Origin of the sequence: Pseudomonas sp. IT-196MI5 (assembly GCF_949767415.1) — a bacterium.
In the GTDB taxonomy this organism is placed as follows: Bacteria; Pseudomonadota; Gammaproteobacteria; order Pseudomonadales; family Pseudomonadaceae; genus Aquipseudomonas.
In genome coordinates this window covers 48,532-62,133 of record NZ_CATKPZ010000017.1, presented here as the reverse complement: position 1 = coordinate 62,133, position 13,602 = coordinate 48,532, and the positions used below count along the sequence as shown (strand labels likewise).

Here is a 13,602-nt window from a genome sequence, read left to right as displayed (position 1 = left end):
GGGACTGCGTTTATTCAGGCTTTGCGCGTTATCGTTGGCGACCATCGCCAGCAAGCCGGCTCCTACAGGGGACCGCGTTTATTCATGTTTGCCGCGTTATCGTTGACGACCTTCGCTGGCAGGCTAGCGCCCACAGGAGGCCATGCCTAAACCGGTCCAAGCAAAAAAAGGCAGGCGACTTGACGTCGCCTGCCTTTGCGCGGAACACCTTGAACGATCAATCCGCCAGCCAGCCGTTTTCCCAGTAGCGAAGGTTATCGCCACGCAGCACGTAGTCACGCAGTACGATCTCGCGCAACTCATCGCCCATGCGATAGCTGGCGTCCGGATCGGCCAGGTGCATGCGTATCGCTTGCAGCCATTCATCCGTGGAGTTGGTCTTGATCCGGGTGCACGGCAGGTAGCCGCGATAGGCTTGGGTTTCGGTGCAGATCACCGGGTAACCGCAAGCGCCATACTCCAGCAGGCGCAGGTTGCTCTTGCAGTCGTTGAAGATGTGGAACTCCAGCGGTGCCAATGCCAGATCCAGGTTCAGGCTGGCCAGTTTGGCCGGGTAGACGTCCAGCCCGATCACCCCATGAAACTCATGCATGTACGGGCGCAGGTCGTCCGGGCACATGCCGAAGAACACCCAGTCGACTTCATTGGCCAGTTCGCGAACCACATCGGCGATCACCGCCAGGTCACCGTGGTGGCTGGTGCCGCCGCCCCAACCCACCCGAGGCTTTTTCGAGGTGCGGCGCTGGCTGCGCAGATCGGTCCACAGGTGCGAGGCCAACATGTTGGGCACCACGCGAATGTCGTGATGCATGTCTGACAGCGCGTTACCCAGCGGCTCGGTGGAGACCACCACGCGATCGCACATGCCGATGGCGCGCCGCACCAGTTTTTCCATTTCATCCTTGCCCGGCATATTGCGGATATGCGCATTGCGGTGCGGGACGTTGATCACGAAGTCATCCAGCTCATAGATGCGGCGCGCGCTGGAGTATTTTTGCAGGCTCGGGATTTCGTTGATCGGACCTTCGGAATAGCGCCCCTGCAGGATGATCACGTCAGGCGAATGACGCTCGACTTCGATGATGGTCGGCAGGTTGTAATGAATGCGCCCGTGCGCCCTGCCGGCGGCCTCCAGTTCAATCAGCGGTTGCGTGACCCGGTAATGGCCGATGGCCGACGCATTGACCGGCAACGCGAGAATCTTCGGCAGTTGAGCCCTGGAAAACGGGCTCCAACCGGATCGCAGGCCGGGCTCGAGACTGAAGCTCGCCCCACCCAAACCCTGCAGCGCCAGGTTGGTGTTGTAGGCCGGATCACGGGCCACGATCGGCAGCCAGCGCTTATAGAAAACTTCCTGCTCCTGCTCGCTCCGGGCCTGGTCACCCTCTTGTGCAACCACCGCCGGCTGCGCGCCCAACGCCAGTTGCGCGTGAGGCGTCCACACCACCAGATAACCTTCCTGACCGACGCGCAAACACAGGTCCACTTCGTTGAGGGACTGCGCCAGGTCCTGCTCATCCAGGCCACCGATTGCAGCAAAGACAGACTTGCGCACCATCAGGCAATCGCCGCCGACGGCACTGAAGTTGTGAGCGACCTGCAAGCGGTACATGTAGCCCGCCGCGTGCAGCGTCTCACCGTGGAACGGCACGCCGGCCGGCCCTTGCAACCCGAGTATCAGGCCGGCATGCAGCACGCGGCCATCGGGGTTGAACAGCTTGGCGCCTACCACGCCGACTTCCGGACGTTGCGCATGATTGAGCAGCTCGCCCAGCCATTCGCCCTGGGTGATCACCGTGTAGGGATTGAGCATCAGGACGTAGTCGCCAGCGGCCTGCTGCGCGGCGAAATTGCGCACCGCCGCCGCATTTCTCTGCAACTCGCAGCGCAGCACCCGGATCCGCTCGCTGCCCAATTGCGCCATGCCGGCGAACCAGTCAAGCGCCTCGACGCTTTCGCTGCCGTTGTCCACCAACAGCAACTCGTATTCGCCGTAGGCGGTTTTCTCCAGCAGACTCTCGACACAACGTTGCAATGCCAGGGTCTGGTCCTTGCTGACGATCACGATCGACACCAGCGGCCGATCAGCATGCCGATAGTCGACTCGATTGAGCAGCGCCGAGCTGCCCTCACGGATGTCATGGGCGACACCCAGACGCTGCAAGTGCGCCTCGAGCAACCGCGGATTGGTGTCCATCACTTGCGGCAGCGACAGCCATTTGGCCAGGTCGAACGCCGACTCCAGCAGCACCTCCGAAATGTGCCCGACCACGTGCGTGCCGCCTTGCTCGACCATGCGCCAGAGCACATCGTGCGGCGCCAGTTCGCCATACACCGAATCGAAACCGCCCAACGCCAGGAATTGCTCGCGCTCGAACGCCAGCGCTCGCCCCACGTAGGGATAACTGCGCATCAGGTCCAGGTTGAAATCCGGCTTGAACGCGGGTTCGGCCGACTCCCCCTGATGCAGTCCACCTTCGTCGCTGTACAGGCAAGTCAGCGTGCGCGACAACGCAATTCGTTCAGCCATGACCAGCAAGGCCGGCGCCACCAGACGATCACCGGCGCGCAACAGATAGAACCAGCCAATGCCTTCCAGTTGCGGCAACAGTGCGTTGATCTGCTGCTGCCAGTCGTCCTGCAACGGCAAGCGGAACACGCGCTCATCCAGCACAGCCTCTGTGCACGATGCCGACAGCACCAGTGTCAGTTCAGGGGCGTAATCCTGATCCGCCAGCGATTGCAGAGTGAGCTCCAGCGCCGAACGACTGCCTTGCTCATCGATGATGACCGGAACGATTTTGGGCCGGGTTGGCCAAGCCTCCAGCGTATCCGCCAGCAACTCGCGCTGACCGTCGGTGAGCGTGCGGCACGCCAGCCACTGGGCATACAGTTGCGCGAAGCTGACACTGGCGATGCCGACATGCCAATCCTGGGTGGTCTGCTTGGTGCCCAGGGTCCTGCTCAACGGCAACTCTTCCCAGACCCGCGGCGACTCATCCACTTTGCTCAGAGGCACATAGCGCACCCAACCCTGGGCCGGCGCAGATTCGCCGCCACGGGCCTTGAGCATCTGCGACAGCCATTGCCGCTCGGTTTCGGCCGCGTCTTTCATCGACTGCTGGCCGCTCAGGCGCTCGGGGTACAAGCGCTCGACGCCGAGCACATGATTGGACACCGCCAGATTGCCGCGCCGCATCAGGCAGACATACAAGGCAAAATCGAGGGTCGCGACGAAGCAATGGCCGGGCTGCGTCAGTGCCGGGAACAGTTCGAGCACGTCAGCCCGCCGGAACATCGCGTTGCTGAAGCCGCCGAGGATGTTGACCGGGAAGTTTTCGAAGATCGCCAGCAGGTCCTCGCCCTTGAACACTCCGCCCACCGGGGACAGCGGAGTGTTTTCCAGGCGCGACGGTAGCGGCATGTCGTCGGCATCCCACAGCAGGCGCTGGGCCACGACCAGATTGACGTCAGCGCAGTCGATCAGCACCTGGGCCTGACGCTCGATGCAGGCCGAGAACAACTGGTCGTCATCACACAGAAACTTGATGTACTCGCCTTGCGCCACTTCCAGGCAGGCTTGCAGGTTACCCACCAGCCCCAGGGTGCGCGGGTTGCGCACATAGCGCACGGTTGCGCCCTGCTCAACCACCGAAGCCACGCAGTCTTCGATCTCGTGACTGCGACTGTCATCGCAAACGATGATCTCCAGGTTGCCGTAGCTCTGGTTCACAGCCGTGTGCAGGGCACGACCGAAAAAGCGTGGATTGAAGGCGGGAATGACCAGGCTGACAAGCGGAAGTGAATTCACGGCGGGCTCACAGGCGGCGCGAGCCCGCCCTGAAAAGCGAGCCCTTTGTTACCGCAAAAAAGACGATAAGTACTGAAGGGGCAAGGCCATCGGGCGCACGGGCGCCCGACCACCGTCAGATCTTGTTGAACAGGCCCAGCTGGGAAATCTTGCTGAACGCCAGCTGCGCCGCCTGCAACATGGTCTGCTGCAAGGTCAGGCGAGTCATGACTTCGGCCGGGTCCGAGTCGCGAATCGACTTCTGGCTGGTGCTGTTCGCCAGGGTCAGGCTTTCGTTGGTCGCGGCCTGGTTATCCAGTGCCTGACCGCGGGCCCCGATCGTGGTGATGGCCGAGCCGATCTGGTTGGCCGCACTGTCGATGTTGCCCATTCCCGACTCCATGGCCCCCAGTAACTTCTGCTTGGCCACCGGGTCGCCGTCGATCGGTGTGTTCAGCGCGGTGATCATCTGGCCCAGGGTGTCGAGCACGTTCTGGGTCTGATGGTTGTTGGACTGAATCACGAACTGGTCGCCGGACGCCGGGACGCCGCCACCCAGGGCGAACGTTACGCCCGCCGCAGTGGCGTTGCCGCCCGCCACGGTGCCCGACGACACCGGCTTGCTGTCGGCAGTGATCGGCGCGGCATACAGGTCGAAATCGGTGGCGCTGGTGAACTTCAGGATCGCCCCGCCCGACGGGAAAGCGTTGGTGTAATCCGTCAGGTTGCTCACGCTGGAACCGGTGATGACCGCGGTCGACGCGTTACCGGCGCTGCGCGAGGTGTTGAAGGTGTCCGACGTGGAAGACAGGTTGAAGCTGTGACCGGCGATCACCGCATCCGGGTTGGTATCACCGGTTTTGAGGTTGATGTTCAACTTCAGGTCGACGCCACGGAAACTCACCGCCTGGTTGGCGCCATTGGAGTTACTGATCAGGCCGTTCTGGCTGGCTTCGGCGGTCACGTCGTTGCCCAGCGAGTCGGTGATCTTCAACTGGGTGCTGCTGAGGAAACTGACGGTGTAGGGCTGGCCGCCCGTGAACTTCGCGTTGTAGGTGGAGCTGGTGCCGACCGTACCGTTGGACAACACCACGCGACCGTCATCCACCGCCGGAGCGGTCATGGTGGTCTGGGTGCGACTGGTATTGATGGTCTGCTGGAACGCATCCCAGCCAGTGGTATTGGTCCCGACCGTCATGCCATCGCCAATGCCTAGGTCGATGGTGGTCTGGTCACCGTTGTAGCTGTAGGTGCCGTCCGAGTTCTGCGAGTAAGGCGCGGTGTCGGTTTTCGAACCGGAGAACACGTAGTTGCCGTTGGCATCCCTGGCGTTCATCAGGCCCAGCACTTGTTGCTGGATCTGGCCCAGCTCCGACGCATAGGCCTTGCGGTCCGCGTCGGTGGCAATGCCATTGCTGGCGGCGAGGGCCAGTTCCTTGGCGCGCTGCAAAGCGGTACCGATGGAGTCGAGCGTCGTTTCCTGCAGGCTCAACGCACTCTTGGTAGTGTTGATGTTGGTGCCGTACTGTTCAAGCATCGCGCTCTGCTGACCCAGTTGCAGCAAACGACCGGCACCGATCGGATCATCGGCGGCAGTGTTGACGCGGATCAGGCTACTGACTTCGTTGCTGGTGGCGATGGCCTTGTTGAAGTTGCGCTGGTAGTTGGCAGCGGTGATTTCGTAATACTGGGCGGTAGAAATGCGCATGAATTACGACTCCTTAAAGGCTGTTGATCAGCGTGGTGAAAATTTCCTGCGCAGCCTTGATGATCTGCGAAGACGCGGTGTAGTACTGCTGGTACTTGACCAGGTTGCCGGTTTCTTCGTCCAGGTCGACCCCGGAGTTCGAATCCCGTGCCCCTTTGGCGTTGTCCAGGATCGCCGTCGTGGCGTCGCTGTCGGACTTGCCTTGGGCAGCCTTGGCGCCGACGTTGGTCACCAGCTTGTTGTAGGCATCGGTCAGGCTGATGCCCTTGCTCGCCGTGCCGGTGTCTACGGTCTGCCTGGTTTGCAGGCCGACCAGCGCCTGGGCGTTGCGGTTGTCCGAAGACGCCGCGCCGGTCAGGTTGATGGTGAAGCTTTCGCCGCTGGCGGGCGTGGCGCCGACCGTGGTCTGCACGGTGAAGGTCTTCTGCACGGCCGGGGTGACACTGGTGTCCATGACCGGCGCACCGCTGGCATCGACCATGCCCACTTTCAGGTTCAGGGTGTTGCTCTGGCCGGGAACGATGGTGCCGGTGCTGATCGAATTGCCCTTGGCATCGACCATGTTGTAGCTCTGGCTACCGCCGCTGGCCGCCCCGAACACCAGCTTGACCGGCGTCGAGTACTTGAGCGCGGTCTGCATTTCTGCCTGGGCTGCCGGGTTGTAGATGTCGAGGGTGCTGGTCAGCATCGGCTGGGTGTAGGTGCCGGTATTGTTGGCACTGGTCACGCCGGTCAACGGTGCTGCGGCCGCGATTTTTTTCGGGTCGGTGAGCACGGTCTGGATACTCGCCGCCGCGCCACGGGTCGGTGTCACCTTGAACGAATCGCCGGCGCTCAGCGCACCACCGTTGAGGTTCAGGCTGAAGCCGTCGATCACCGGGGCCGGGGTCGTCGTGGTGCTGAACGCGCCCAGGTCGGTGCCGTCCGAGCGCTTGACGGTGTAGTTGGTCGCGCTGGTGAACGTCACCTGATAGTCGCTGGTGGTCAGCTTGCCGGTGTCCTTGATGGTGACATCCAGGTTGCCGGAGCCGGCACTGTTGCCCGCCGCGGCAATGCTGCGCTGGCTGACCAGGGCGGCACTGTTGATGTTGTTGAAGATCGCCGCGCCGAAATCACCGTTCTTGTCGATGCCTTGCGCCTGCTGGCTGTTGATCTGGTCGGCCACCACCAGCGCCACGCGCCCCAGCTCATTGAGCGAAGGGTCGAGCACTTCCTTGCGGTAAGTCAGCAGACCACCGATTTCGCCGCCGCTGACCACCGAGGTCACGTCGATGGTGCTGGAACCACGGTTGAGCTGCAGCGCGATGCGCGATGGATCACCCTGGCTCGGCACGGTTTGCAGTGTATTGGTGGTGTTGCCGACCACCAGTGGCTGACCGCTGCCGATGTAGACGTCGTAGCTGTTGCCACGCTCGACCACCTGGGTACCGACCAGTTCGGACAGTTGGCGCACGGCTTCGTTGCGCGAGTCCAGCAGGTCGTTTGGCTGGTTGGTGCCGGTGGAGAGCTCGGAAATCTTCTGATTGAGCGTGGCAATCGTGGCGGACAGCTTGTTCACCTGATCCGCCATGTCGCCCAGGCTGCCATTCAGGTTGGTGTTCTGGTCATTCAACTGCTTGGCAATCGAATTGAAGCGGGCCGACAGGGCCTGGGCACCGGTCAGCACCGACTGGCGGGACGTGTCGTCGGTGGCCGAGGTCGAAACGCCCTGCATCGAGGTGAAGAATTTTTGCAGCACACCGGTCAGCCCGGTGTTGGAATCGGAAAGCGTGGCGTCCAGCGGCGTGGCCTGTGCGTTGTACGACGTAGCTTCGCTGTCGAGCGAAGTCGCGGTACGCAGCTGCGAATCGAGATACGAGTTGTACACGCGACGCACATCGGCCAGCGTCGTGCCGGTGCCGATGAACACATTGCCGTACTGAATCGAGCCTTTGGTGCTCTGCACAGACTGCTGGCGCGAGTACCCGGCGGTGTCGACGTTGGCAATGTTGTTGCCGGTCGTCACCAACGAGTTATGGCCAGCACTGAGCCCCGACATCCCGATATTGAGCAAACTCATGATTCAGACCTTATAAATTCGTTGAAACGCCCGCCGCAGCGTAGTTCTGGTAACTCGTCATCTGCCTGGCTATCTGCGAAATCTTGCTTGCGTAGTCCGGGTCGGTTGCGTAACCGGCCTTCTGCAACTCGCGTACAAACTGTTCTGGGTTATCGGCCGACTTCACGACATCTTGATAGCGATTATTGGTCTGCAGCAAAGTCACAAGGTCATGGAAACTGTCCTTGTAGGAGTCGTAGGAACGGAACTCGGCCGTCTCCTTGACCATCTGCCCGTTTCTGAATTCGCTGGTGATCGCCCGCGCCGAATTGCCCTGCCAGCTGTTGCCGGCCTTGATGCCGAACAGGTTGTGGCTGCTGCTGCCATCCTGCTGGCGCATGACCGACTTGCCCCAACCGGTTTCCAGGGCCGCCTGGGCCACCAGGTAACGTGGATCGACACCGATCCGGGCCGCCGCCTCCTTGGCCATCGGCAACATGGTGTTGACGAACTGGTCGGCGGAACTGAAGGCTTTCTTCGGTGGCGCCAGAGGAATCTGCGCCATGGCGCGACCGTAAATCTGCATGCCGCCCGCGGAGGATTGCTGTGCGTTCGCCAGCCAATCGCCGTTGTACAACGGTCCCGAACCGGTAGTCGTTGTGCGCCCTGGCAATTGAGTTTTGTTGGTCGTCATAGCCGTGGTCGTCACCGAAGGCACCAGCCCGGCCAACAACCGATCAGCCAGCTTTGGCGGCAATGCCAGGCGTCGCTGATTGATCAGCGCCATGTCATTGCGATGGGCACCCTCGCCCGCCTCTTGCGGCGTATGGACTGAACGTGAAGCCCACAACGGACGCTGGCCATTGACCCGCGACAGCGGCCCATTGAGCGCGACCGTGCCTGCCGCCACCGGTGTTTGCACAGCCGCCTTGGCAGCCTCTTGCCTGGCCAGCGACGCAGCCGCCGCCTCGCCCGGCGCCATGGGTTTGTTCTTCGACATCTGGCGCATCAGCACGTCGGCCAGACCAATACCACCACCCTCGCGGGACATGGAAACCGCCAGTTGCTGGTCGTACATTTCCTGATACTGCTTGGCTGCCGGCGTATTCAGCGGGTTGTCCTGGCCCAACGCTTCAGTGGCCGAGCGCATCGACTTGAGCATTTCACCGAGGAACAGCGATTCGAACTCCTGCGCCGCCTTGCGCATATTGCCGTCGCTGTTCTTGTCGCCGACCTTGAGCTGATTCAGACGATTGAGGTCCGAATAGGAGCCCGAATCGCTGCTGCTGACCAGACCGCTCTTGCGCATATCCACAATGGCCGTCCTCAGATCACGATCAGATCGGCTTGCAGGGCGCCGGCCTGCTTCAGCGCTTCGAGGATGGCCATCAAGTCACCCGGTGCCGCGCCGACCTGGTTCACCGCCCGCACGATCTCGTCGAGGGTGGTGCCCGGGCCGAACTTGAACATCGGCTTGGCTTCCTGCTGGGCATTGACCTTCGAACGCGGCACCACCGCCGTCGTGCCATTGGACAGAGGCCCGGGCTGGCTGACGATCGGGTCTTCGGTGATGGTCACGGTCAGGCTGCCGTGGGTGACGGCGGCCGGGGATACCTTGACGTTCTGGCCGATCACGATGGTGCCGGTACGGGAGTTGATGATGACTTTCGCCACCGCCTGACCCGGATCGATTTCGAGGTTTTCCAGGATCGACAGATAGTCGACGCGCTGACTTGGATCAAGCGGCGCAGTGACGCGAATCGAACCGCCGTCGATGGCCTGGGCCACGCCAGGGCCGAGCATGTCGTTGATCTTGTCGACGACGCGCTTGGCGGTGGTGAAGTCGGAACGGTTGAGGTTCAACGTCAGGCTGTTGCCCTGGTTGAAACCGCTCGGCACCGCGCGCTCCACCGAGGCGCCACCGGGGATGCGACCGGCCGACGGAACGTTGACGGTGATCTTCGAGCCGTCTCGCCCTTCCGCATCGAAACCACCGACCACCAGGTTGCCCTGGGCCACCGCATAGACGTTGCCGTCGATACCCTTGAGCGGTGTCAGCAGCAAGGTGCCGCCGCGCAAGCTCTTGGAGTTACCGATGGACGAAACGGTGATGTCGACCTGCTGACCCGGCTTGGCGAACGCCGGCAAATCGGCACTGATCGACACCGCCGCGACGTTCTTCAACTGCACGTTGCCCGAACCCGGCGGCACCTTGATGCCGAACTGCGAGAGCATGTTGTTGAAGGTCTGCAGGGTGAACGGGGTTTGCGTCGTCTGGTCGCCGGTGCCGTTAAGCCCGACCACCAGGCCGTAACCGATCAATTGGTTGGAACGCACGCCGGAAATGCTGGCGATGTCCTTCAGGCGCTCGGCTTGCGCGTTGAACGCAGCGGACAGCATCAAGGCGGCCACCATCAGGTGTTTAAGATTCAAACTGACCACCTAGAAAGGGAACAGCGGGCTGAGGAAAAAACGGTCGAACCAGCCTGGCTGACTCGCATCGGCAAACGAACCGGTGCCCGAGTAGGTGATGCGCGCATCGGCGACACGGGTCGACGACACCGTGTTGTCGGTGGAGATGTCATCGGCGCGAACCAGGCCGGCAATCCGCACCAGCTCATCGCCGGTGTTGAGGGTCATCCACTTCTCGCCGCGCACCGCGATGATGCCGTTGGGCAACACATCGGCGACGGTCACCGTGATCGAGCCGGTCAGGGTGTTGCCCTGCGCCGCCTTGCTATCGCCCTTGGTCGCGCGGTCGCCTTCATAGCTGGCGTCCAGACTCAGGTCACCACTGCCAAACGGATTGTTGGTGTTGGGGGTGGAGCCGAACAGCGAGGTCAGGCCGATGCTGGCCTTGCTGTTCTTGCCAATTTGCGAGTTGGCGTTTTTGCTGGCCTGGGTCCTTTCGTTCAGGGTGATGGTGATGATGTCACCGATCCGGAACGCCTTGCGGTCGCTGTAGAGGTTCTGTTCGAAACCGGCCTGATAGATCGAGCCGTTGTTCGCTGCCGCCGGCAAGGGCGTACGCGGCAACACCGGAGCGTAGTAAGGGTCATTGGGCTTGGGCGTCGCAGGCACGCAACCTGCGAGCGCGGTGATCCCACTCAGTGCCAGAACAGATACATAGCGATTCATGACCCTACCTCACGGTGTTGCAGGCAGCCTCATGGCCGCCCCATAGACTTGATTACAGATTCTGCGTTACGAACGAGAGCATCTGGTCGGCGGTGGAGATCACCTTGGAGTTCATCTCGTAGGCGCGCTGGGTGGTGATCATGTTGACCATCTCCTCAACGGTGCTGACGTTGGACGTTTCCAGGGTGCTCTGCAGCGTGGAGCCGAAACCGTTCAGGCCCGGAGTGCCGACTTGCGGCGCGCCGCTGGCGGCGGTTTCCAGGAACAGGTTGTTGCCTACCGCCTGCAGGCCGGCCGGGTTGATGAAGTCGGCGGTTTGCAGGTTGCCGATCACCTGGGCGGCCGGGTTGCCGGCAACGGTGATGGACACGGTGCCGTCGCGACCGACCGTGAAGGTCTGCGCTTCGTTCGGAATGACGATGGCCGGCTCCAGGGCAAAGCCGCTGGCGTTGACGATCTGGCCGTTGGAGTCCAGGTGGAATGTGCCGTCACGGGTATAAGACGTGGTGCCGTCCGGTTGCAGGATCTGGAAGAAGCCGCGGCCGTCGATGGCCATGTCCAGTGGCTGCTCGGTGGTTTGCAGGCTGCCGGCGGTGAAGTTTTTCTGGGTGCCGACGATGCGCACACCGGTGCCCAGTTGCAGCCCCGTCGGCAGTTCGCTGTCCTGGGTCGACTGGGCGCCTGGCTGGCGCTTGATCTGGTAGAGCAGGTCCTGGAACTCGGCGCGGTCACGTTTGAAACCCGTGGTCGACACGTTGGCCAGGTTGTTGGAAATGGTGGTCAGGTTGGTGTCCTGGGCGGACAGGCCTGTCTTGGCAACCCATAGAGCCGGAAGCATTCGATTCTCCTCGTGCGCCTGTTTTACGGCGCGACGTTCTGGTAATTAGCTGATCTGCAAGACCCGAGCCATGGCCTGGTCATCGTCTTTGGCGGTGTTCATCATCTTGATGTGCAGCTCGAACTGCTTGGACAAAGCCAGTACCGAGGTCATCTCTTCCACGGCATTGACGTTGCTCGACTCGAGGAACCCGGACACCAACTTGACGCCGGCATCGGCCTGCGCCGGCTTGCCGTCCTTGGTGTGGATCGAACCATCCAGGCCTTTGGTCATGTTCTGGAGGTCTGGATTGACCAGCTTGATGCGGTCGACTTCAGCCATCACCCGGGGACCTTCGCCCATCGCACGGATGCTGATGGTGCCGTCCTCGCCGACTTCGATCTGCTGCTCCGGCGGCACGGCGATCGGCCCGCCATTGCCCATGACCGGCATGCCGTTGCCGGCGCGCAGCACGCCCAGGGCGTCAACGTTCAGGCTGCCGGTGCGCACGTAACTTTCAGCGCCATCGGGGGTCTGTACGGCAATCCAGCCGCTGCCTTGCACGGCAACGTCGAGGTCGCGGCCGGTTTCCACCAGCGAGCCAGGGGAGAAATCGGTGGCCGGGCGTTCGGTCATGGCAAACGCCCGCGCCGGAAAGCTGTCACCGAACACCGGCATCGAACGGGCCTGTTCCAGATCTTTCTGGAAGCCGTTGGTGGAGATGTTCGCGAGGTTGTTGGCATGAGCCTTTTGCGCCAGTGCATTCTGGCTGGCGCCGGTCATTGCCACATAAAGGTACTTGTCCACACTCTTTCCTCTGCCTGCCGGACGTTTGCCGCCCACTGCTGTGTTGCGCAGGCTGTAGCAATTTGCAGACCAACTTGCGCGCAGCGGCTCGAACCCCCTTTAAACCGGGGGTTGGAAGCTGATCAGAAGGGAAACGAACAATCGATCGAAGACGAAAAACCGGCGCGATTATGCCGCTTGGCGGCAACGCCGTGAAAAGCCGGCTACCAGCCTTTCACGCCGCTCATGTCGGGCAATTTGTGGGCAATGCCTTTATGGCAGTCGATACAGGTGGCCTGGCCGCTGGCCAATGAGGTGGAGTGCATGTTGGCGGCGCGTTTGCCCTGGCGGGTGAAGTCCATGAACTCGAAGTTGTGGCAGTTGCGACACTCCCGGGAGTCGTTGGCCTTGAGCCGCGCCCATTCGTGTTCGGCCAGCTCCCGGCGCATGCCCAGAAACTTGTCCCGGGTACTGATAGTACCGAACAACTTGCCCCAGACCTCCTTGGAGGCCTGCATCTTGCGGGCGATCTTGTGCGTCCACTCGTGGGGGACGTGACAGTCCGGGCACGTGGCGCGCACGCCCGAGCGATTGGTGTAGTGAATGGTTTCCTGCAACTCGACAAACACGTTGTCGCGCATTTCATGGCAGGACGTGCAGAACTTCTCGGTGTTGGTCGCTTCCAGCGCGGTGTTGAACCCACCCCAGAAAATCACCCCGGCGATAAACCCGCCCAGGGTCAGGAAGCCCAGGCTGTAATGCACGCTGGGCCGACGCAGCACACCCCAATAATCCTTGAGCAAGGCAAGCAAAGATTTCATGGCCTCTCCTCAAGGTTTCGGCTGGCGGTTGATTTCGTCTTGCAAGACCTGGTCGATGTTCTTGAAGCTGTTGTTCACCAGTGGCTTCACATCTTTTTGCGGCACATGACACTGGTTACAGAAGTAGCGGCGCGGCGACACCGCCGCCAATGCCTGGCCGTCGCGGTCCATGTAGTGCGTGATACTGATCATCGGCGCCTGGGTGCGCGCGCTGTTGCCACGACTGTGGCAGGTCAGGCACTTGTTGCTGTTCATGTCGATGCCATAGCCGCGAATGCTGTGGGGAATAGTCGGCGGTTGCTCGGGATAATTACGTTCACGCTTGAGGTCCTTGTTCTCGTCTTCCGCGAGGGGTGGAGCGGGCAACTCCTGAGTCAAGGTCCCGCCGACCCGTCGACCATCGGGTGCCGGCGCATCCAGTGGGTAACCGGGTTCTGCCGCAAATGCCATGGGCAGCCACACCAGCAGAGCGGCAAGCAGGGACAGCGAACGATAGTTCATGAA

10 protein-coding genes are annotated in these 13,602 nt (G+C 61.8%); all 10 read right to left on the bottom strand.

Annotation, left to right across the window (positions count from 1 at the left end):
* Positions 1-217: 217 nt before the first annotated feature.
* The 10 genes from ACM6IK_RS13455 to ACM6IK_RS13410 all read right to left on the bottom strand — a co-directional run bounded on the left by ACM6IK_RS13455 (position 218) and on the right by ACM6IK_RS13410 (position 13,599).
* Positions 218-3,811 (bottom strand): glycosyltransferase, encoded by a 3,594-nt coding sequence (locus ACM6IK_RS13455; protein WP_414874721.1) that lies wholly within the window; start codon positions 3,809-3,811, stop codon positions 218-220.
* Positions 3,812-3,926: 115 nt separating this feature from the next.
* Positions 3,927-5,498: a flagellar hook-associated protein 3 gene (locus ACM6IK_RS13450; protein WP_414874720.1), complete on the bottom strand. Its 1,572-nt coding sequence runs from the start codon at positions 5,496-5,498 to the stop codon at positions 3,927-3,929.
* 13 nt (positions 5,499-5,511) lie between these two features.
* Positions 5,512-7,557, bottom strand: a complete 2,046-nt coding sequence (gene flgK, locus ACM6IK_RS13445) for a flagellar hook-associated protein FlgK (RefSeq protein ID WP_414874719.1) — start codon at positions 7,555-7,557, stop codon at positions 5,512-5,514.
* A gap of 10 nt (positions 7,558-7,567) precedes the next feature.
* Positions 7,568-8,851 carry a flagellar assembly peptidoglycan hydrolase FlgJ gene (flgJ, locus tag ACM6IK_RS13440; RefSeq protein WP_414874718.1) on the bottom strand — a complete coding sequence of 428 codons (1,284 nt, stop codon included), beginning with the start codon at positions 8,849-8,851 and terminating at the stop codon, positions 7,568-7,570.
* Between the two features lie 11 nt (positions 8,852-8,862).
* Positions 8,863-9,951: a flagellar basal body P-ring protein FlgI gene (locus tag ACM6IK_RS13435; protein ID WP_218432802.1), complete on the bottom strand. Its 1,089-nt coding sequence runs from the start codon at positions 9,949-9,951 to the stop codon at positions 8,863-8,865.
* Positions 9,952-9,978: 27 nt separating this feature from the next.
* Positions 9,979-10,674: a flagellar basal body L-ring protein FlgH gene (flgH, locus tag ACM6IK_RS13430; protein ID WP_223547427.1), complete on the bottom strand. Its 696-nt coding sequence runs from the start codon at positions 10,672-10,674 to the stop codon at positions 9,979-9,981.
* A 52-nt stretch (positions 10,675-10,726) separates the two neighbouring features.
* Positions 10,727-11,512, bottom strand: a complete 786-nt coding sequence (gene flgG, locus ACM6IK_RS13425; protein WP_414874717.1) for a flagellar basal-body rod protein FlgG — start codon at positions 11,510-11,512, stop codon at positions 10,727-10,729.
* 45 nt (positions 11,513-11,557) lie between these two features.
* Positions 11,558-12,298, bottom strand: coding sequence for a flagellar basal body rod protein FlgF (locus ACM6IK_RS13420; RefSeq protein WP_414874716.1), 741 nt, complete (start codon positions 12,296-12,298; stop codon positions 11,558-11,560).
* A gap of 203 nt (positions 12,299-12,501) precedes the next feature.
* Positions 12,502-13,098 (bottom strand): cytochrome c3 family protein, encoded by a 597-nt coding sequence (locus ACM6IK_RS13415; protein ID WP_085723386.1) that lies wholly within the window; start codon positions 13,096-13,098, stop codon positions 12,502-12,504.
* A gap of 9 nt (positions 13,099-13,107) precedes the next feature.
* A complete protein-coding gene (locus ACM6IK_RS13410) occupies positions 13,108-13,599 on the bottom strand; it encodes a nitrate reductase cytochrome c-type subunit (RefSeq protein ID WP_414874715.1) in 492 nt (163 codons plus the stop codon).
* Between the last annotated feature and the right edge of the window lie 3 nt (positions 13,600-13,602).